Source organism: Streptomyces sp. NPDC045026 (assembly GCF_056432625.1).
The window spans coordinates 118,301-138,035 of the sequence record NZ_JBWKIS010000019.1; the positions used below are offsets into that span (position 1 = coordinate 118,301).

16 protein-coding genes and 1 tRNA gene are annotated in these 19,735 nt (G+C 67.0%); 7 read left to right on the forward strand and 10 right to left on the reverse strand.

Features of this window, described 5'->3' with window-relative positions; all coding sequences use genetic code 11:
- The first annotated feature begins 32 nt into the window (after positions 1–32).
- Both AC07EJ_RS31615 and AC07EJ_RS31620 read left to right on the forward strand, forming a co-directional pair.
- Positions 33–395 carry an MmcQ/YjbR family DNA-binding protein gene (locus AC07EJ_RS31615; protein ID WP_389481325.1) on the forward strand — a complete coding sequence of 121 codons (363 nt, stop codon included), beginning with the start codon at positions 33–35 and terminating at the stop codon, positions 393–395.
- 110 nt (positions 396–505) lie between these two features.
- Positions 506–1,900 carry an MFS transporter gene (locus tag AC07EJ_RS31620; protein ID WP_478885577.1) on the forward strand — a complete coding sequence of 465 codons (1,395 nt, stop codon included), beginning with the start codon at positions 506–508 and terminating at the stop codon, positions 1,898–1,900.
- Between the two features lie 177 nt (positions 1,901–2,077).
- Here AC07EJ_RS31620 and AC07EJ_RS31625 read toward each other — a convergent pair whose 3' ends face one another.
- Together AC07EJ_RS31625 and AC07EJ_RS31630 are read right to left on the reverse strand one after the other, a co-directional pair.
- Complete coding sequence (locus AC07EJ_RS31625) at positions 2,078–2,992, reverse strand: transketolase family protein (RefSeq protein WP_389481323.1); 915 nt, start codon at positions 2,990–2,992, stop codon at positions 2,078–2,080.
- A 113-nt stretch (positions 2,993–3,105) separates the two neighbouring features.
- The gene (locus AC07EJ_RS31630) at positions 3,106–3,819 is read right to left on the reverse strand and encodes a transketolase (protein ID WP_389481321.1); all 714 of its coding nucleotides are present in this window, start codon (positions 3,817–3,819) and stop codon (positions 3,106–3,108) included.
- A 149-nt stretch (positions 3,820–3,968) separates the two neighbouring features.
- Here AC07EJ_RS31630 and AC07EJ_RS31635 point away from each other — a divergent pair.
- A tRNA-Pro gene (locus AC07EJ_RS31635) sits at positions 3,969–4,042 on the forward strand.
- Positions 4,043–5,114: 1,072 nt separating this feature from the next.
- Here AC07EJ_RS31635 and AC07EJ_RS31640 read toward each other — a convergent pair.
- Both AC07EJ_RS31640 and AC07EJ_RS31645 read right to left on the reverse strand, forming a co-directional pair.
- Positions 5,115–5,360 (reverse strand): DUF2283 domain-containing protein, encoded by a 246-nt coding sequence (locus AC07EJ_RS31640; protein ID WP_453725615.1) that lies wholly within the window; start codon positions 5,358–5,360, stop codon positions 5,115–5,117.
- A 41-nt stretch (positions 5,361–5,401) separates the two neighbouring features.
- Complete coding sequence (locus tag AC07EJ_RS31645; RefSeq protein WP_478885542.1) at positions 5,402–6,166, reverse strand: transposase family protein; 765 nt, start codon at positions 6,164–6,166, stop codon at positions 5,402–5,404.
- Between the two features lie 334 nt (positions 6,167–6,500).
- Between AC07EJ_RS31645 and AC07EJ_RS31650 the strand changes: the two genes are divergently transcribed.
- A complete protein-coding gene (locus AC07EJ_RS31650; protein WP_478885578.1) occupies positions 6,501–6,827 on the forward strand; it encodes a YrrC family ATP-dependent DNA helicase in 327 nt (108 codons plus the stop codon).
- Between the two features lie 78 nt (positions 6,828–6,905).
- Positions 6,906–8,579: a DUF262 domain-containing protein gene (locus AC07EJ_RS31655; protein WP_478885543.1), complete on the forward strand. Its 1,674-nt coding sequence runs from the start codon at positions 6,906–6,908 to the stop codon at positions 8,577–8,579.
- 156 nt (positions 8,580–8,735) lie between these two features.
- Here AC07EJ_RS31655 and AC07EJ_RS31660 read toward each other — a convergent pair whose 3' ends face one another.
- Both AC07EJ_RS31660 and AC07EJ_RS31665 read right to left on the reverse strand, forming a co-directional pair.
- Entirely contained in the window at positions 8,736–10,322 is a 1,587-nt protein-coding gene (locus AC07EJ_RS31660) for a serine/threonine-protein kinase (RefSeq protein WP_478885544.1), read from the reverse strand.
- Positions 10,323–10,355: 33 nt separating this feature from the next.
- Positions 10,356–10,922: an ATP-binding protein gene (locus AC07EJ_RS31665; protein ID WP_478885545.1), complete on the reverse strand. Its 567-nt coding sequence runs from the start codon at positions 10,920–10,922 to the stop codon at positions 10,356–10,358.
- Positions 10,923–11,083: 161 nt separating this feature from the next.
- Between AC07EJ_RS31665 and AC07EJ_RS31670 the strand changes: the two genes are divergently transcribed.
- Positions 11,084–11,944 carry a helix-turn-helix domain-containing protein gene (locus AC07EJ_RS31670; protein ID WP_478885546.1) on the forward strand — a complete coding sequence of 287 codons (861 nt, stop codon included), beginning with the start codon at positions 11,084–11,086 and terminating at the stop codon, positions 11,942–11,944.
- On the forward strand, positions 11,941–12,153 hold the full coding sequence (locus AC07EJ_RS31675; protein WP_478885547.1) for a DUF397 domain-containing protein: 213 nt from the start codon (positions 11,941–11,943) through the stop codon (positions 12,151–12,153). Before AC07EJ_RS31670 ends, AC07EJ_RS31675 begins: the two co-directional genes overlap by 4 nt.
- A gap of 165 nt (positions 12,154–12,318) precedes the next feature.
- Here AC07EJ_RS31675 and AC07EJ_RS31680 read toward each other — a convergent pair whose 3' ends face one another.
- The 4 genes from AC07EJ_RS31680 to AC07EJ_RS31695 all read right to left on the reverse strand — a co-directional run bounded on the left by AC07EJ_RS31680 (position 12,319) and on the right by AC07EJ_RS31695 (position 19,709).
- Complete coding sequence (locus AC07EJ_RS31680) at positions 12,319–12,987, reverse strand: hypothetical protein (protein ID WP_478885548.1); 669 nt, start codon at positions 12,985–12,987, stop codon at positions 12,319–12,321.
- Between the two features lie 232 nt (positions 12,988–13,219).
- The gene (locus AC07EJ_RS31685; RefSeq protein ID WP_478885549.1) at positions 13,220–16,420 is read right to left on the reverse strand and encodes a type I restriction endonuclease subunit R; all 3,201 of its coding nucleotides are present in this window, start codon (positions 16,418–16,420) and stop codon (positions 13,220–13,222) included.
- A gap of 2 nt (positions 16,421–16,422) precedes the next feature.
- Positions 16,423–17,700, reverse strand: a complete 1,278-nt coding sequence (locus AC07EJ_RS31690) for a restriction endonuclease subunit S (protein ID WP_478885550.1) — start codon at positions 17,698–17,700, stop codon at positions 16,423–16,425.
- Positions 17,700–19,709, reverse strand: coding sequence for a type I restriction-modification system subunit M (locus AC07EJ_RS31695; protein WP_478885551.1), 2,010 nt, complete (start codon positions 19,707–19,709; stop codon positions 17,700–17,702). The genes AC07EJ_RS31690 and AC07EJ_RS31695 overlap by 1 nt, the downstream gene beginning before the upstream one ends.
- Between the last annotated feature and the right edge of the window lie 26 nt (positions 19,710–19,735).

Here is a 19,735-nt window from a genome sequence, read left to right on the forward strand (position 1 = left end):
GGTTGTCAGTGGCCTTGGCTACGGTTTCCTCCATGCAAGACGCCGACGACGTACGTTCCATCGCACTCGCCCTGCCGGAGGTGACGGAGAAGATCGCCTGGAGCATGCCGACGTTCCGGGTCGCGGGGAAGATGTTCGCCACGATGCCCGAGGAGGAGACCTCCATCGCTGTGCGCTGCCCGAAGGTGGAGCGCGACGAGTTGGTTCTCGCGGAGCCGAAGAAGTTCTGGATCGCCGACCACGAGGCGAGCTTCGCATGGGTGCGGGTGAGGCTCGCCGCGCTCGACGACGGCGAGGAGCTGCGCGACATCCTCACGGACTCCTGGCGCCAGGCCGCCCCCGGCCGACTCCTGGACACCCACCCCGAGTTGGGACCTCCGGAGCCGACGGACTGAAATTCCCGGAGCGATGTCAGTGCTGCGTGGCATGATCCGGCAGGGGTAGGGGACGCGGAGCCGCTGGGGCCGCCGCGCCGCCGGGGAGGGTACGGGCAGGCATGGGCGGAATGTCGACGGAAGGGCCACGGGGGTCGAGGCAAGAGCCACAGGGGTCGAAGGGGGAGGGGCAAGGAACGGGGGGTTCGTCCGGAGGACCGGAGCCTGGTCCCGGTGAACCGGCGCGGGAGCGCGCCGGGATCTGGTCGAGGGACTTCGGGCTGTTCTTCTCGGCGCGTGCTGTGGCCAAGCTGGGGGACACCATGCTGCCGGTGGCGCTCGCCGCGGGCTTGCTCCAGCACGGGTACGGCGCGGGCGCCGTCGGCCTCGCGATGGCCGCCTCCGTCGCCTGTTTCGCGGGACTCGTCATCTTCGGCGGCGTCTTCGCGGACCGGTTCAGCACGCGGCTGTTGATGATCGGCGCCGACGTCACGCGCCTCGTCACGCAGTCCCTCGCCTCAGTCATGTTCTTCTCCGGGCACGTGGTGCTGTGGGAGATCTGCGTCATCGGCGCGGTCAACGGCGCGGCGTCCGCCCTCTTCCAGCCCGGCGTCGCCAGCACCGTCCCGCGCCTCGCCGCCGATGTACAGGCGGCGAACGGCGCGATACGCGTGGCCGAGTCCGTGGCACAGCTCGCGGGCCCGGCCGTCGCCGGCATGCTCGTCGCGTTCGCCTCACCGGGCGTCGTCTTCGCGGCCCACGCGGGCACATACGGGCTGAGCGCCCTGTGCCTGCTCCTGCTCCGGCTGCCTCCGGCGCAGCCCGGCACCGAGGCGATCCGCGGCAGCGGGTTCCGGGCCGATCTCGTCGAAGGCTGGCGGGAGTTCAGGTCCCGCACCTGGCTCTGGGCTGTCATCGCCATCTGGTGCGTACTGATGATCGCCGCCTGGGGCCCGGCCGTCCCGCTCATCGCCACGCAGGTGGTCCAGGAACACGGTCCGCGCGCCTACGGTCTGGTCAACTCGGCGCTCGGCCTCGGCACCGTAATCGGCGGCGTGTTCGCCCTGCGGCTGCGCCCCCGCCGGATGCTGCGCGCCGGCTCAGTAGCCCTGTTCGGATTCAGCCTCTTCCCGGCGACGGTGGGCGCCGGGTTCAGCGTGGAGTGGATGGCGGCGGGTGCGGTGGTCGCGGGCGCGGGCATGTCGTTCTGGGGTGTCATGTGGGCGACCAGCATCCAGACCCAGGTCCCGCGCGACGTCCTCAATCGCATACACGCCTACGACGTCGCGGGCTCCCTCGCGATGACCCCGGTCGGCCAGGCACTAGCGGGACCCGCCGCCGGCGTCTTCGGCACCCGCCACGTACTGCTCGCCGGCGGCGTGACGACCGTACTCGTCGCGGCGGCCCTGCTCTCCGTCCCCGCGATCAGAGGCCTGACGCGGGTGGACAGCACCGTGCCCGGCCGGAGCCCGGGCCTCGGCAAGGCCCCCACGAGCCGCGAGCCCGCCCGCCCAGGAAGGGCTTGATACGGGTCGACGGCACCGGCACCGGCCGGGGCGTGGGCCGGGGCCGGGGCCTGGGCCAAGGCCACCTCTACTGGTCGCGAGGCCGCCCGCCCGGGAAGGGCCTGATACGAGGGTTGGACGGCACCGTGCCCGGCCGGAGCCCGGCCGGAGCCTGGGCGGGCCTCGGCAAGGCCTCCGCTAACCGCGAGCCCGCCCGCCCACGAAGCCGCTGATCCGCTCCCTCAGCGAGGCGGGGTCGAGTCCGTGCGCGGCCACATGCTCCTCGATCCGTCCGTACCGGCGCAGCTCGCGGCGGCCCACACCCAGCCCCAGCACCCGGTGCGGCAGGTCACTGAGCGCGTCGTTCGCCGCCGCCGTCGACGTACCCGCCAGGTACGGCTCGACGATCACCACGTCGGCGACGTCGGCCGAGCCCGCGGCAAGGCGCAGCGCTTCGGAGTCGAAGGGCCGGACCGTCGTCGCGTAGAGCACGGTCACGTCGAGGCCCTCCGTAGCGGAGAGGACCGCGTCGAGCATCGGTCCGACCGCGACCACGACGCCGCGCCGGCCTTCGCGGACGGTCAGGAAACGCTCCCCGTCGACGGGGAGCGCCTCCCTGTTCGACTGCACCGAGAGGCGGATGTACACCCGGTCGTCACCGGCGCCTACCGCGTGCCGCAGGAGCGTCTCCGCCTCGTCCGGGTGCCCCGGCACATGCACCGTCCAACCGTCGAGGGTGTCGAGCAGAGCCACATCGCCCGGCGCCATGTGCGTGACGCCGCCAGATGGCCAGTCGAAGGAGGCGGCGGCGCTCACCAGGACCCCGCCCACGTCCTGATGCCCGAGGTCCAGCTTCACCTGCTCGAAGGGGCGCTCCACCAGGAAACTCGCGAACGTGTGCATGACGGGCCGCAGCCCGGTCAGAGCGAGCCCCGCGCCCGTCCCGATGAGCAGCTGCTCCCTGATACCCACGTTGATCACCCGGTCCGGGTGCCTGTGCTCCGCCTCCACGAAGCGGTCCCTGCCGATCTCCGCGAGGATGACGGCGACCCGGGGGTCCTCGTCGAGCAGCCGGGAGACGACGGGGGCGAATCGATCACGCATGGTTTCCATGACGCGGGTGTCCTTCCAGGGAAGAGGAGACAGAACAGCAAGAGAGACGGAAGAAGGAACAGAAGAAGAGGGGTCGGCTGAAGTGGGGTCGGCAGAAGTGGGGTCGGCGCGACTCAGGCGTTCTTGGGCTCCACGCGGGCGACCACCACGTGCGGCTTTCCCGGGTGCGGCGCGGTGAAGGCCTCGTACAGTGCCGCGTGATCGCGACCATCGACGGCCGTTGCTGACCAGCCGGCCGCCTCGAAGCGGGCGGCGATGCCACCGGGCCTGGCGTGGCTGGCCGAGGAATTGTCGACGACGACGGTGTGCAACCGGTCGAGGGCGGCGGGTCCGGCGTAGGCGATGGCTTCGTGGTTACTGCCCTCGTCCAGTTCGGCGTCCCCGATCAGCGTCCAGACCGCCGGTGCCGTGAGGCCCTGCGCACGGAGTCCGAGCGCGGTTCCGACGGCGATCGGTAGCCCGTGTCCCAGGGACCCGCTGCCGATCTCCACGCCGGGGATGAGCACCCGGTCCGGATGGTGCCCCAGCGGGGAGTCGTACGACCCGAAGCCGGGCAGCCATCCCTCCGGCACGAAGCCCTTCGCCGCGAGTACCGCGTAGTACGCCATGGGGCCGTGGCCCTTCGACAGCAGGAACCGGTCACGTTCCGGATCCCGCACGCCGTCGGGCGTCACCCGCAGCACCCGGTCGTAGAGCACCCACAGGACATCGAGGGTGGAGGTCGCCGCGGGGCCGTGCTTCTCGTCGCCGGTCATGCGTCCCATGAGGGCCGGAAGGTCTGCGTAGCTGTAGGAGCCCGCCGCTGTACGTGTCGCTGTCGTTGTCATGACACGAGCGTGCAACCTCAAGTTCGCTTGAGGTCAAGGGTGATCTGTCGAGCGCCGGCCGTCGGGAAAGGAGTGCGCGACCACGGCTCCGAGTGCGGTATGGTTTCCGTGCACGTTCGGCCAGGGGAAAGCCCAGGTCAGACGAGCACCGGGACGTGGCGCAGCTTGGTAGCGCACTTGACTGGGGGTCAAGGGGTCGCAGGTTCAAATCCTGTCGTCCCGACAGTTCGAACGTATCGAACGTCGCAGGTGAAGGGCCGTTTTCATAACGGCCCTTTTTCTGTTTCCGGATCCGCTCCCTGGGAGCGGTGGGAGGGAGCGCGCTCGCTCCCAGTCCCCTTAACGGATTGCTCCCACTCGGGCCGCTGGCCACATATTCGATTCCTTGCCCGCACGTTCACACCCGTGTCCGTTTTGTGACTGCTGGCTCCCCGTCGTTCGGGGGGTCTTATGGGTATGGGCTAGCGCTCTTCGAGCAGGTCACACTCGCTCCCGGTGGGAGCGGGGCTGGGAGCGGCGTCCCCATAGCGGAAACCGACGGTATGGGGCCATGCGAAATCTTGGCCCCATGTCCGATTTCAGGGACCCCATATGCCAGATTTCTGTCCCGGCCGTTGTGCGCGGCATCGAGACGTTGAACGCGGTTGGGAGATTGCTGCGACGGTGGGAGCGGGTGCGCGGATTGGGCTCGGACGTGTGGGGAAACGTTTCCGGCCGGGTGCGCTTGTCGCGTCGGTTGGGGTGTCGAGAGGGTAGACGCCGTCCTCGAAGTGCCGGAAGCCGATGCTCTGCCACAGGGCAGCGATCTTCCTCTTGGCCTCGGCGGCGTAGGCGTCGGTGACGGCATCTCGACCGCTTCCTGGAATTCCACGCTGTATGAGTCGTTCCCGTCGAAGACGGTCTCGGCGACATGAAGCCGGTCGGACGACCAGTCGTCGGCGGCCATGAGGGGGCTGAAGCCGGTGTCCTTGCGCGGAACAGCGTCAGTTCTCCGATGCGGGAGCCGTCCTCGTCGCCTTCGCCCGGCTTGTGGACGGACAGCGTCCATTGTTTCAGGGCGTCCGTACTCTCATCGGACTGGGCGAGGCGCCGGTGCGTACACCAGGTTGAGCAGCCCGGGGTTGCTGGGCAGGTCGACAGCAGGACGGCGGCGGTCGGTCATGACTGCCCCAACGACTTGGGGGAGGTGCCCCGGCGCTCGTACGGCGGCGGTGCCGCGACGGCAAAGGGGCAGCACGATGAGGACTGAGTCAGTGATTTCCAACCTGTTCGCCGCGAGCGTGGTGCTCGGCTGGTCATGCACCTTCAGTGTCAAGCCGCTCCGCGGACTGGAGCAGGTACTCGGGCAGTTTTGAACTGGCCGCCAACACCTCGATGCCGATGAGGCGGCCCTGCTCGTCGAAGTCGAGGTTGATCATGCCGTCGACGTCCACTGGATCGCAGGGATACATGCGCGCGGATATCACGCGGGCCTGCGGTTCGGTGAGGTAGACGTACGCTGCGTTGACGGTCTTGTCGTAGGTGACTCTGACGTCTGTCACGGTGAGCGATCTCCCTTGCTGTCGTGGATGGTGGCGCTGTCTCAGGCTGCCGTGGCGAGGTGCAAGGCCAGGACGGCCTTGACGATGTCGGTGATGCGGATGGTGCTGCAACGGAGTTTGCGCAGGAGCCGCCAACTCTTCAGGGTGGCGTTGGCCTGCTCTCCGACGGCTCGGATCCGGGCGTGGGAGGAGTTCACCGCCCGCTTCCCGGCTGGGAGCGTGCTCCAGCGGCCCCGGTAAGGCACCCGGATCGTCCCCCGAGCTCCCTGATATCCCTTGTCGGCCCACGTCCGGATGCCGGCTTGGGTGAGAGCTTCGATGATGCCGTGAGTGCGTGCGGCTTTGATGTCGTGGACGGCACCCGGCAGGGCAGGTGAGGCCCAGAGCAGGCGTCCGAACGCGTCGGCGATGACCTGGACGTTCATGCCGTGGCGCTTGTGCTTTCCAGAGTAGTAGGGGCGGTCGGCGGCAATGCGGTCGATGTGCAGCAGGGTGCCGTCCAGGATCACGAATGCCTTGTTGGCGGCGACGGTCATGGCCTGCTGGAGGGTGGGGGCAAGGGCGGCCAGGACCTCAACCGCCTCGACTATGTACCGGCAGACGGTGGCCAGCCCGATCCCGAAGCCGTCCGCGAGCTGGGCGTACGTGTGCCCGCAGCGCAGATGGGCCAGCGCGAGCAGAGCCTGTCGGTCCGCGGTCAAGCGGCGCCAGCGCGTGCCGCGCTCACGCCGCCGGGCTTTCAGCAGGTCGGACAGGTAGCGCAGGGTCGAGTTGGACAGATCGATCCCCGATGGGTAGACAAGCACGTGAAGCTCCGGGCGGACAGGTTGATCTTGGTCGACAATCCGTTTACCAGGAGCTTCACCTTTTCCTCAACGCGGCCTTCAGCCAACCGACGTGCTACGCAACCAGGTTGGAAAAGCCTCAGTGAATTGACCTTGGATCGCGGGACAGAGAGGGGGCCGACACCTCATTCTGGGCATGTCGCGTCCTGCGATCTTCGGCGACCTGTGCCGCCTGAAACCCCGGGAGTTGGTGCGCGTGTCCTTCCCCGTACCTCTGGACGACTGAATCGATGTCCTTGACGGTGTCGTCGATCACCTGCCGCACGTCGGTTATGACGAGCGCACCGTCATCCGCCTGGACGTCGTGGACAACGGTGACAGGCAGATCACCGCACACGGCAAGGCCCTGTTCGGGACACGACCTGGTGAGAGTCTTCGGCTGTTCGGGGCCTGGGACGTCCATCCGCGCCATAGGCGGCAGTTCAGAGTGGAACGTTGCGAGCGGACCATGCCAGCCGATGAGCGGGCCATCCGGATCTATCTCGCCTCCGGAATGATCCGGGGGATCGGGCCGGTACTCGCCTCCACGATCGTCGATGCCTTCGGGGTGGAAACCCTGAAGGCATTGATGCCGACCCTGGTGCGCTTGTGTGCGTGTATGGGATCGGCGAGATCCGGATGAGGCGGATCACGGCGGCGCATAGAGGTAGATCGTAGGACTCCTGGGACACAGCGCCAATGGCTCCGACATCATCGGGGCATGCAGCAACTCGAGGCGCAGGAAGTGTCCCTACACAAGGTTTTCAGCAGCGACTACGACTTCAGGATCCCGGACTACCAGCGGCCGTACGCCTGGGACGTCGAGCAGGCAGACCAACTACTCACGGATTTGGAGGAGTCGTTGGACAGGGGGACGGACGAGCCGTATTTCCTCGGATCCATCGTCCTCGTCAAGGCCAAGGGCAACGCGCCCGCCGAGGTCATCGACGGCCAGCAGCGCCTCACCACCCTGACTATTCTGCTCGCCCTCCTTCGGGACCTGACGAAGGACCACGACCTGCGCAGCGATCTTGACAAGCTGGTCACGGAGCCAGGCAACAAGGTCCGCCGGCTCGATCCCAAGCCCAGGCTCACTCTGCGAATCCGCGACGCCGGCTTCTTCCAGCAGTACGTCCAGACAAAGGGAGCCACCGATGCACTGCGTGTCCTGAAGGAGGAGATACTACCGACGGACGCACAGAAGGCCGTTCTGCGCAACGCGAAGGCGTTGCACGCGATACTCGCCGACTGGTCGGAGGAGCGACGGCTGGATCTCGTTCAGATGCTTGGTGAGCGCACCTTCCTGGTCGTCGTCAGCACCCCCGATCTGGACAGCGCGCACCGCATCTTCAGCGTGATGAACTCCCGGGGCATGGACCTCTCGCCCACGGACATCTTCAAGTCGCACATCATCGGTGCTCTGGACGAGAAGACCTCGGAGGAGTGCGCCCGCAAGTGGGAAGATGCTGAGGAGGCCCTGGGGCGAGACGACTTCGCCGACCTTTTCCTTCACCTGCGCATGGTGTTTGCCATGAAGCGGGCAGAGCGGGAACTACTTAAAGAGTTTCCCGAGCAGGTGCTCAGCCACTACCTGCCCAGCAAGGCCGAGTCGTTCGTCAATGACGTCGTCGTGCCGTACGCGGACGCCTACGTGCAGATCCGCGACGCCAGCTACTCGGCGGCCTCTGGAGCGGAGCAGGTAAATGCCTGGTTCAAACGCCTCCAGCAGATCGACAACAACGACTGGCGGCCCGCGGCCCTGTGGGCGCTGCGTAACCACGGTGACGACCCTGCCTGGCTCGACAGATTCTTCGGCGCCCTGGAGCGGCTGGCGGCCAGCATGTTTGTCCGCCGCGTCTATACCACTCCCCGCGTCATGCGTTATGCGGACCTCCTGCGCGAACTTGACGCCGGCATGGGCTTGGACGCGATGTCCTTCGCCCTGACGGACCCGGAGAAGGCCGAGACGCTCGCGCGCCTGGATGGCGACATCTACCTCGTCACCAAGACCCGCAAGTACGTCCTGCTGCGCCTGGACGAGACGCTGGCCGGAAAGCCCGGAGTCTCGTACGACCACTCCCTGATTACCGTCGAGCACGTGCTACCGCAGAACCCGAAGCAGCAGTCGCAGTGGCTGCGGCACTTCACCGATGAGCAGCGCGGAGAGTGGACGCACCGACTGGGCAACCTCGTCCTGCTCAACCGGACGAAGAATGCCTACGCCCAGAACTACGACTTCATAGAGAAGAAGGCCAAGTACTTCACCGGCAGGCACGGCGTCTCCACGTTCGCCCTGACCAGTCAGGTGTTGCAGCACCAGGATTGGGCGCCGGAACTGCTGCAGAAGCGGCAGCAGCGGCTCGTGGGACTGCTGGCCGACGAGTGGGATTTGTAAGGACTCAGGGACAGCAGCCCGCAGGGCTCATGTGCCTGCCGGCTGGTCGCTCACCCAGGAAGCTCGGCTCAAAGGCTGCGGTCACCGATGCGGCGCCGATCCAAACTCGGCCTGAGCAGCATGGTTCCGGCCGGTACCCCTTCTCAAGGAAGCGGGTCAGGAAGCCGAACCGTCGAGGCCGAGGCGGATCACGGCGAGTGCCTCGGCGATCTCGACGGTCATCTCGTCGTCGGGGCCGAACACCATGCACATGTCCTGGTGGAGCGGTTCGAGGACCTGCCGGGCTTCGACGGCCCGGCCCTGGGCGAGCAGCAGCATCCCGATGTTGTGCCGTAGCTCCACGGCTTCCTCGCTGACGTCGCTGTCGACGGTCCGTACGACGTTCAGCACGCCCTGGAGCGCGTCGAGCGCGTCGGTGACCTGGCCGAGTTCGGCGCGGCACCGGGCCGCCTGGGCGCGGCAGGCGCGGGCCTGCTCGCCGGTGGGTCCGGCGATGCGGGCGTATGCGTCGGCGAGGGCGTCGAACTCGGGCAGGGCGGCCCGGTAGTCGCCGCCAAGGAGGCGGATCGCTGCTCGCTGGCGGCGCAGCGCCAGGACCGGCTTGTTCTCGGAGCCGAGGGCGAGGGCCGCGGGTTCGATGACCTCGCCGAGCACCTCGGCGGCCTGCGCGAACCGCTCCTGCTCCAGCAGTGCGTCGGAGTGGGTGTACGCCTTCTTGATGTCGTCGCGCAGCTGGGCGGGGACGGGCACCGGCTGGGCCCCCGGGAGGACGGCTGTCGGCGTCGAACCGCCGGGTGCAGGGGCCTGGGCGCGGGCGCGGGGCGCGAGAGGGTGACGGAACACGCCCGTCGGGTCGGGTGCGCCGGCCGGCCCGGCATTGGCCGTGCCGGGTTCTCCGCCTGGCGGCGGGAGGAACGGCAGCAGCCGCGCATACACCTGCTGCGTGTCGGCGGGCCGCGCCTCGGGCGCCTTGCGCAGCAGGTGCAGGACCAGCTCCTCCAGTGCCTCGGGAATGTCGGGCCGCAACTGTCGCAGCGGGGTGGGGGCGGCGTTGACGTGCTGGTACATCAGCAGGTACTCGTTCTCCGCCTCGAACGTGAGGCGCCCGCTGAGGAGTTCGTGCAGCACACAGCCCAGCGCGTACAGGTCGGTCTGCGGGGTGATGCGTCCGCCGCGGACCTGCTCGGGCGACATGTACTGGTGGGTGCCGATGGGGCTGCCGGTGGCGGTCAGTTTGGTGACGTCGGTGCGCAGGATCGCCGCGATGCCGAAGTCGAGGACCTTCACGGTGCCGTCACGTGCGACGAGGATGTTGCCCGGCTTGAGGTCCCGGTGGATGACCGGCACGTCGTGCGCGTACGACAGCACGGTCGCGACCTGCGTGGCGACGGCGGCCGCCCAGCTGACCGGCAGCGGCCGGCCGGGGTCGATGTAGGTGGACAGCGGTACGCCGTCGACGAGCTCCATCACCAGGAACAGCCGCTCGTACGACGCGTCGAGCACCGCGTCGTACACCTGCGGCACGCCGGGATGCTGGATGCGCGCGGTGATGCGGGCCTCGCGACGGAAACGCCTGGCGAACTCCTCGGCCAGCTGCGGGGAGGTGACCGACGCCTGCCGGATGAGCTTCACGGCGACGGGCCGGTCGAGCACGGCGTCGTAGCCGCGCCACACGTCGCCCATGCCGCCGTGGCTGAGCTCCTCCAGGAGTTCGTAACGGTCGGAGATCGCCTCCTGCGGCACCTTGCCCCCGGTGTGCGTGATGAACAGTCACGGTCAGGGGTCAAGTGTGACCGTTGCGTCGATCTGCCGTCCAGCGGTCTCGGTGCGATACGTGGTACGGGGGTCAGCGGTGAACGACGGGCGGGAGGGTGCTGCGACCGGTCGGCCTCCCGCCGGCAGGACGTACTCCGCCCAGACCGTCTTGCCGGGGCCGTCGGGGCGCGGGTGCCAGTCCCAGCGGTCGGCGAGATGCTCCACCAGGAGCAGGCCGCGGCCGGTGTCGCGGAGGTCCGTGGGCGTCGCTATGACCGGTACGCCTTCGGTGCGGGTGTCGGTGACCTCGATCCGCACGGTCGTGGCGTCGGCGGCCAATGCGAGGTGGAAGTCGCGGCCGGGGACCCGGCCGTGCCGGACGGCGTTGGCGGAGAGCTCGGCGACGATCAGCGTCAGCGCGTGGTGCGTGTCGCAGTCGTAGGGGATGCCCCACGCGTCGAGCCGCTGCCCGGCGAGACGCCGGGCGAGCCGCGCGCCGCGCGGGGTGGAGCTGAACCGCATCGCGAAGTGGCCTGTGGGGCTGCTGGGCCGGGGGACGCGGTCGGAGGAAGAGGTCTCACCTGTCATGCCCCCAACGCTCCCGTCGGTGGCGTAGCGTGACCAGTGGTGACGCACCGTCGCGTTCCGGTTGTACGCGGCGGAGCGGGAGGTGTACGAGGCGCGCCGCGTGACCGGCTCGGGGCGGGCGCGTTGGGCCGGGGAACCGGGTCGGGGAGGCGGTGGAGCCGATGGAGTCGGTGGAACAGGGCGAGGGCGAGCGTGAGGACGGCGGGCCGAGGCCGGAGGACGAGCCGGGATCGGGCGTGGTGACCGCGTTCGGGCGTCAGTTGAAGCTGCTGCGGGTACGGGCGGGCCTGGAACGGCCGGAGTTCGGGAAGCTCACGGGTTACGCGGGCCAGTCGATCGCCTCCTTCGAACAGGGGCGGCGGATCCCCTCGCCCAGGTTCATCGACCGCGCGGACGAGGTGCTGGACGCGGGGGGCGTGCTCAAGGCGCTGAAGGAGGAGGTGGGGCGGGCACAGTATCCGGCGTTCTTCCGGGACATGGCGCGGTTGGAGGCGGAGGCGGTCGAGTTGTGTTCCTACGACTCCCACGTGGTCAAGGGGCTGTTGCAGACGGAGGAGTACACGCGGGCATTGCTTGCCATGCGACGCCCACTGCTGGACGAGGAGACGATCGAACTGCGGGTGGCAGCGCGGCTCGCTCGGCAGATGATCTTCGAGCGTTGGCCTGCACCACTGCTCAGCTTCGTGATCGAAGAGTCCGTGTTGCGTAAGCCCCTCGGCGGGAACGCAGTGCTGAGAGGGCAGCTCGAACAGATGCTGCTCATCGGCCAGAAGCGCAATGTGGAGATCCAGGTCATGCCGCTCGACCGTGAGGACAACGCAGGAGTGGACGGCCCTTTCACGGTTCTTACGCGAAAGGGCGGCGAGCAGTTCACGTACATGGAGGTCCAAGGGCGCAGCAGCCTCCTGACGGACCGAGAAGAGGTACGTCTCGCCGCCGCGCGCTATGGGATCATCCGGTCCCAGGCTCTCACTCCGCGAGAGTCCCTGGGATTCATCGAGAAGTTGCTGGGAGAGCTATGAACATCGCAGAGAGCTCGGATGCCGCTCTGGCACTCGTCTGGTTCAAAAGTAGCTACAGCGGCGCTGAGGGGGGCGACTGCGTAGAGATCGCAGCCGCCGTCGACGGCATACACATCCGGGACTCGAAGGTCCGACCCGGACCGGTTCTGGCGGTCACCCCACAGGCGTGGGCCGGGCTCGTCCGGCTGGCCGCCGACCAGACCATCTGAGCCGTACCTTCGCAACCCGTGGGTGCCCCTCGCACAGGCGGCGGGCCCCCACGTCCTGCACGGATTCTGAGACAGAAAGTCGCCCCCGCTCCTTCAGAGCACAAAGTGCGACTGGAGTACCGGTCTGGCAACTGAGTCGGCGGTACCGGATCCGATGCAGCGTTGCTACTTCACATCTTTGGCCAGGACGGCGACGGCGACCCTGCCCACCACCGTCGTCAGGAGGTAGTTGGTTGAGCTACTGAAAGCGACACCTACACCTGCTGGGATCGCCTTGGCCATCGCTTTCTGGGTGAAGGTGATGGACACCCGCTTGAACAACTGCTTGATCGTGACCAGAGCGGGCCCCTTCAGGTACTGGTAGACCAACTTCTCGGCGATCTTCAGGACCGCTGCCTTGCCGCCCTTCGACGCCATCTGTTCTACCGAACCAGCCAACGCCAGCACGAAGGCGAGGTGCTTCTTGTCCTCATCGCTCAGCTCGGTCTCGTACACCTCAACCAGGCACATGCACATGTCGATCTGGAGCTTGAGTGCTGCGGCGATATCGGTGACACCGCCGCCCAGGACTGCGACCGCCGTCCCGACCCCGGGAATCACACTAGGGGCTGCGGTGACCGCCCCGGTGACTGCCGAAAGTTTGGAGTACCGGCCAATTATCTTGGCCGCGATCCGGCGCTTGTCCTCCAGGCTCTCGGGCTCCCGCTTGAACTTCGCCTCGAAAGTCGCACGGTAACCGTCTACGAGCCTGGTGGCCGCCTCCGGTGTGATGGCGATCGTCTCGACGGCCTTCTGGAGTCTGGACTCTTCGAGCTCGCCTGCCGCGTGGTTCATTATTACCCCCCAGATCCGTTGCACCTCATGAAGAGGACAACTTGCACTGCGCACGGTTTTGTACGCAGAAGTCCAATGACATGTGCAGCCGATCCCCGAGCCTGACTTTCACGAGGTCTCGCGGTGGGCCAGGCGAGGAAGAGCCGCGGCCGATCCATCGCCGTATTGCCAAGGAGCGTTGCGCCGCTCCACCCGGTTGCCCCGGCCGGCACGTCCAGCCGGGGCGTACGCGTCAGACGTCGTCGTCCAGGCCCTCCTCGCGGCGGATCATCCGCCACGCGGCCTTGCGGGCACTGCGGTCAAGGCTGGACTTGAAGCCCTTGTCGGGGCCGAAGTACTGGCGGCCCATGCCCGCGATGGTGTCGATGTGGTCGGCCATCTTGTCCGCGAAGACGTTGTCGAAGACGAGGCCGAAGTTGTCCTCGTCGTTGACGACGGCCGCCGCCCGCACCTTCGGGTCGGCCTTTGCCTCCTCGAACGGGCGGATGACGTCCTGCTCGGTGAACTCGGTGCCGAAGCGTTCGTTGAACTTGTCGATCAACTGCGAGAGCAGCGACTTCTCCGCTTCCTTCGCGCCGCCCGAGCCGTCGCCGAAGCCCTGCATCGTCGTCGGCCCCTCGGCGGTGAGGGAGACGTCGTACTCGCCGGTCTTCTCCACCCGCATGTGGCTCAGGTCGATCTCGCCTATGTCCACGCCGCCGTCCGCGCGGCGGGGCAGCCGGTTGAGGAGGTAGCGGCCGTAGAGGTGCAACCGCTCCAGCTCGGCGTCCCGGTAGGGGACGATCTGCGCGAGGAAGCCGTACTTCCTGACGTAGTCGTTGAGGTCGGCGCGGAAGCCCTCCGCCCTCTCCTGGTCGTCCTCGTCGTCGCTTTCGAGCAAGGGCGTGAAGCGGGCGACGGCGGGCGAGAGCAGCCGGTACAGCTCGGCGTGCAGCTTCTCCCACTTGGACTGCGAGCCTGCGGCCTTTTCCTTGGCGGCGAAGTACGCGGTGGCGAACTCGTCCATCTCCTGGCCGGACAGGATCGCGGCCCGCATGACCTTGCTCTGCGCGGTGTAGAGCAGGTTGGGGTCGGAGGGGAGGGTGTTCGCCTCCTCGAAGTACGGGCGGAAGGACTCCTGGATGTCCTCGGCGTCGTTGACGAAGTCCAGCACCGCCAGGTCGGCCTGAGTCTTGCGCTCGGCGGTCCGGTTCAGCCGGGACAGCGTCTGCACGGCGGAGATGCCGGTCAGCGACTTGTTGACGTACATCGTCGTCAGCAGCGGCTGGTCGAAGCCGGTCTGGTACTTCTCCGCGACGACCAGGATCTTGTACTCCCGCTGGCCAGCACCGCCGGCCCGGGCGGCCTTGTCGTCGGCGCGCGTGTAGCCGAACGCCTTCGGCAGCGCGCTTTCCGACAGCCCGCCGTTCTCCTTCGGCTCGGTGGTCTCCTCGCCGTCGATGGTGAGCGAGCCGGAGAAGGCGACGAGGACACCCAGGTCGGGGTACTTGGTGTCGTAGTCCCGGTCCTTGATGTAGCTCTTGATCGCGCGAGCCATCTGCACGGCGGACTGCCGCGAGGCGGTCACCACCATCGACTTGGCTCGCCCGCCGAGACGGCCCCGGCTGTGGGTGACGAAGTGTTCCACGATCACCTGGGCGTGCTGGGCGACCGTCGAGTCATGGGTCAGCGCGTACCGGGCGAGTAGGCCGTTCGCCTTCGACGGGTCGACCTCCCGCTCGTCGGGGTTCTGGTTCACCAGCTTCCAGTACGTGTTGTACGTGACGTAGTTGCGCAGCGGGTCGAGGATGAAGCCCTCCTCGATCGCCTGCCGCATGGAGTACGTGTGGAAGGGCCGGTAGGTCGCCTTGCCGTCGATGTCCTGGAGCGTGCCGAAGAGTTCGAGGGTCTTGGCCTTCGGCGTGGCGGTGAACGCGAAGTAGGAGAGGTTCGCGGCACGGGAACGCTGCTCGGCTCGCTTCTTGAGCTGCTCGTCCAGGGTGGTCGCGGACGGGGCCTTGACCGTGGTCGCGCCCGCGTCGTCCGAGTCGGAGTCCAGGCCGAGGTCGCGCAGAGCGGACCGTACGGCGGTGGCTGCGTCGCCGGACTGCGAGGAGTGCGCCTCGTCCACGATGATCGCGAAACGGCTGCCCCGGATCTCGGTGGGGTTGCGCTGGAGGTAGTCCAGCAGCGCCGGGAAGGAGTGCAGGGTGACGGTGACGATCTTCCCGGTGTCGCGGGAGAGGGCCTTGGCGAGCTGCTCGCCCTTCGCCCCGTGCTTCTCGTCGATCTTCACGACGAGGCCCGCGGTCTGCTCGAAATTGCCAACCGTTTCTCGGAGCTGCGCGTCCAGGTTGCGGCGGTCGGTGATGACGATGACCTTGTCGAAGACCGGCACGCCCGGCTTCAGCCCCTTAGCCACGGCTTCGGCGTCGAGCTCCGACGGGTCGGTGGAGGTGTGTAGGTCGCTGAGGCGGTGGGCGAGCCAGCCGATGGTGTTCGACTTGCCCGAGCCGGCGGAGGCCATGACCAGGTAGTCGTGGCCCGCGCCGTGGGCGGCGGCGTGCGCGGTGAGCTTCTTGACCGCGTCCCACTGCTGGAACCGGGGGAAGACCATCGTCTTGGTGGTGCCGCCGCCAGGCGTCTTGCTCTTGTGCAGGTGCACGAACCGCTGGAGGAGGTCCAGCCAGTTGTCCGGCTGCCAGACCTGCTCCCAAAGGTAGGAGGTCGCGTACGTGCCGTACGTCGTCGGGTCCGGGTTGCCCGCGCCGCCGGGCTGACCGGGGCCGTTGGAGCCGGTGTTGAACGGGAGGAAGCGGGTGTTCTTGCCCTTGAGCTGAGTAGCGACGAAGACCAGATCCGGGTCGACGGCGAAGTTCGCGACGACCCGACGCGTGAAGATCAGCTCGGTGGGGTCCCGGTCGATGCGGTACTGCTCCTTGGCCTGCTCGACGCCCTGCTGGGTCAGCGGGTTCTTCAACTCGGCCGTGGCGATGGGGATTCCGTTGAGGAGGAGGGTGAGGTCGAGTTCGTTGCCCCAGTCGGCCTGCTTGGTCGCGTAGCGGAGTTCGCGGACAACGGTCAGACGGTTGGCCCGGTAGCCGTCGAGTACGGAGTCGTGGGCGACGAGGTTCGGCTTGAAGTAGGCGACGCGGAGGAGGACACCCCGGTCCTTGACGCCGTTGCGGAGCACGTCGAGGAGGCCGTCGGTGGCGATGGCCTGGTCGAGGCGGCCGGCGAACCCACGCTGCGCCTCGTTCGGGTCGCCGCCGTAGACGGTGAGCAGCTCGTTCCACTCGTCGGGCTGGGTCGCCCCGATGAAGGTGAACAACTCGTTCGTGTCCAGGCCGAGATCGGCCCGGTAATCCTGCGGGCTCGCCTCACGCCAGCCGCGCTCGACCATGGCGGCGACGATGGCATCACCGAAGGCGGACTCCGTGTGGATGGGGCTCATGGCTACGCGCTCACTCCGTCCGTTACGTTGCGTCCGCTGGCGGTGGAGACGTCGAACTGGCCGGTTACGGCGGCGGTGATCAAGGCTTGGCGGCGTTCGGCGAGCAGGTCGAGTTGCCGAGTGAGGAGATTCGCAGTGAGAGCCCTTCCGTTTCGGGCCTTATTCCACTGCTTGACGATTACGCGCTGTTTGTCGAGGTTTAGCACAGGAACCGGGAAGTCCAAGACCTTGGAGCTACTCGTGGTGGCGATTCCGACCTGGGCTGAAGTGAAGCGGAAATACCGACGGCCGTGAGATGCCGCCAACAGCACTGCCAGATACTCGGGGATCAGTCTGCTTCGGTCGACTCGGATGGCGAACACGTGGTTCTGGTGGACCATGTTGGGAATCTCGCCATTCCATACGGCGCCGCGTCCCAAGTTATCCGGGTTTCCGTTAGCCTCGGTCATTACCACATCACCAGGAAGCAGAGTTGACCGACGGGCCATTTCGGAGGGAAGGGTAATCGTCTTTACCTCTGAGAGATCCACGCGCTCGCCCTGAACGTTAGCCACACGGAGATACGGGTACTCGGAGTCGCTGGAGGTTCGTTCTCGTGCTCCATGCACCGTGACGCCAGACTGGACGCGGGCCACATATCCAAGCCTGCCGGTTTTAACCGTTGCGGGTAGCCAGGGCCACAACTCATCGCGCTCATCTCCTGTACTGATGCCCGGCGTAGTGAGTTCGGAGATCGTGGTGTTGTAGCGCTCATCAATCTTGTCGATCTGGCGGCGCCTAAGATGTGTCAGACGGTCGATGCGGGCGGTCTCGGTGTCGAGGAAGTCGGCGATGCGGCGCTGCTCCTTGACGGGAGGAAGAGACACTTCCACCTTCGCCAGATCTTCCCAGTAAAGACGCCATTGCGCTGGGCGAATTCCCTTTGATCGCGACTTAAATTCGCCAATCAGAAAATGAGACCTGAGCAAATGATGAAGGTACCGGGAGTGGACCCTAGGACTCACCTCGCAGACCAGATAATCTGGGCTAACGATTCCTCCGTATGCGGAGACACCGAGCGATCCTTGCCACGCCTTCATCTTGTTGACTACGAGGTCGCCAGCCTGTACGAGTTGGTAGCGAGAGAGGTCCAAGGGAGTCTTGTTGTGGTTGTCGGTGCGTGATTCTTTCGGAATGACTCCGTAATCGCGATAGACGGACAAGACATCGGCCGATGGAAAGCCCGTCCGCTCTACAGGACGAAGTAGATACCGGAGCGGTGTCACTGAGTACTCGCCCACTAGTCCGTCACCTCACCGAGCAGCGTCTGAATCTCCGCCTCCAGCGACTTCAACTCCGCGTCGATCTCCGCGAGCGGCCTCGGCGGCTTGTACACGTAGAAGTGCCGCGTGAACGGGATCTCGTAGCCGATCTTCGTCTTCGTGTGGTCGATCCACGCATCCGGCACGTGCGGCAGCACCTCACGCTTCAGGTACTCCTCGACGTCCTCCCCCAGCGGCACGTTCTCAAAGTCCCGCAGGTTCGCGTCCGGCTCCGCCGCGCCCTTGACCTTCTGGACCTCGCCCTCCGGGTCCCGTACGCCGATCGTCTCCCGTACCGCCTTCGCGAACGGCGCTCCAGACGGCCAGGTCAGGCCGGCCGCGACCACCGCGTCCTTGAGCGCGATGAACGCCTCGGACTTCGTCGTCCAGGACGAGCCGAGCAGCGTACGTACCGCCGCGACGAACTCCTCGCTCCGCTCCAGCCTGGCCACCGGCTTGGCCTCCGCCAGCGCCACCACTGTCTCCTCCGTGACCTCGAAGCGCAGCTTCAGCGGCCGTTCGACGGTGATGCGCTGGTAGCCGAAGTCCTCGTTGGCGAAGACCTTGACCTTGCCGTAAAGCGGGTGTTTGGGGTCATTCGCGACCTGGACGGCCTCCGCGTACAGGCGGGTGATGTCGGCGATGTGGTCGGGGCGGCCGTTCGTTCCGTCGCCGAGTTCCTTGCGCTTGTCGCCGAGCGACTTGCGCATCTTCTGCCACTGGTCGCGCGCGTCGAGCAGGACGACCTTGCCCTTGTGGTCGGCGTCCTTGCGGTTGGTGAGGATCCAGAAGTACGTGGAGATACCGGTGTTGTAGAAGAGCTGGTCCGGGAGGGCGACGATCGCCTCCAGCCAGTCGTTCTCCAGGATCCAGCGGCGGATGTTGGACTCGCCGGACTCGGCCGCTCCCGTGAACAGCGGGGAGCCGTTGAAGACGATGGCGATGCGGGAGCCGCCCCCGCCGTTCACGTCCACCGGCTTCATCTTCGAGATCATGTGCTGGAGGAAGAGCAGCGAGCCGTCGTTGATGCGCGGCAGGCCCGCGCCGAAGCGGCCGGCGTCGCCGAGCGACTTGTGCTCGTACTCGACCTCGTCCTTGACCTTCTTCCACTCCACGCCGAACGGCGGGTTGGCGAGGATGTAGTCGAACGAGCGGCGGGCGTGGCCGTCGTCGGAGAAGGAGTTGCCGAAGGCGATGTTGCCCGGGTCCTGGCCCTTGATCATGAGGTCGGAACGGCAGATGGCCCAGGACTCGGGGTTGAGCTCCTGCCCGTACACCTCGACCGTGGCGTCCGGGTTGAGAGCCTTGATGCGGTCGTCGGCGGCGCTGAGCATGCCGCCGGTGCCGCAGGCCGGGTCCATGACCGTGCGGACGACACCGGGCAGGCTGAGGGCGTCCGCGTCGGGCGCCACCAGCAGGTTGACCATCAGCTTGATGACCTCGCGCGGGGTGAAGTGCTCACCCGCGGTCTCGTTCGACTGCTCGGCGAAGCGGCGGATCAGCTCCTCGAAGATGTAGCCCATGTTGTGGTTGGGCACCACATCCGGGTGCAGGTCGAGGTCGGTGAACTTGCCGATGACCTGGTAAAGCAGGTTCGCGCTGTCGAGCTTCCTGACCTGCTGGTTGAACTCGTACTTGTCGAGGACCTCGCGGGCGTTGTCAGAGAAGGCGCCGACGTAGATCTGGAGGTTCTTCGCCGCGTTCTGCGGGTCGTCCGCGATCTTCCGCAGCGTCAGGTCGCTCTTGTTGTAGAAGGAGTGGCCCGAGGCGCGGCGCAGGAAGTGGCCGGTGTCGATCTCCTGGCCCGCGAACTTGGCGACGGTCTCGACGACCTTCTCGCGCGTCGGCTCCAGGACGCACTCCAGGCGGCGCAGCACGGTGAGCGGCAGGATGACCTTGCCGTAGTCGGACTGCTTGTAGTCGCCGCGCAGGAGATCGGCGACGGACCAGGCGTGGTTCGCCAGCTCCGTGTGCTTGCTGCTGTTCAAGAGGTCCCGGCTTCCTTCCGAAGAGC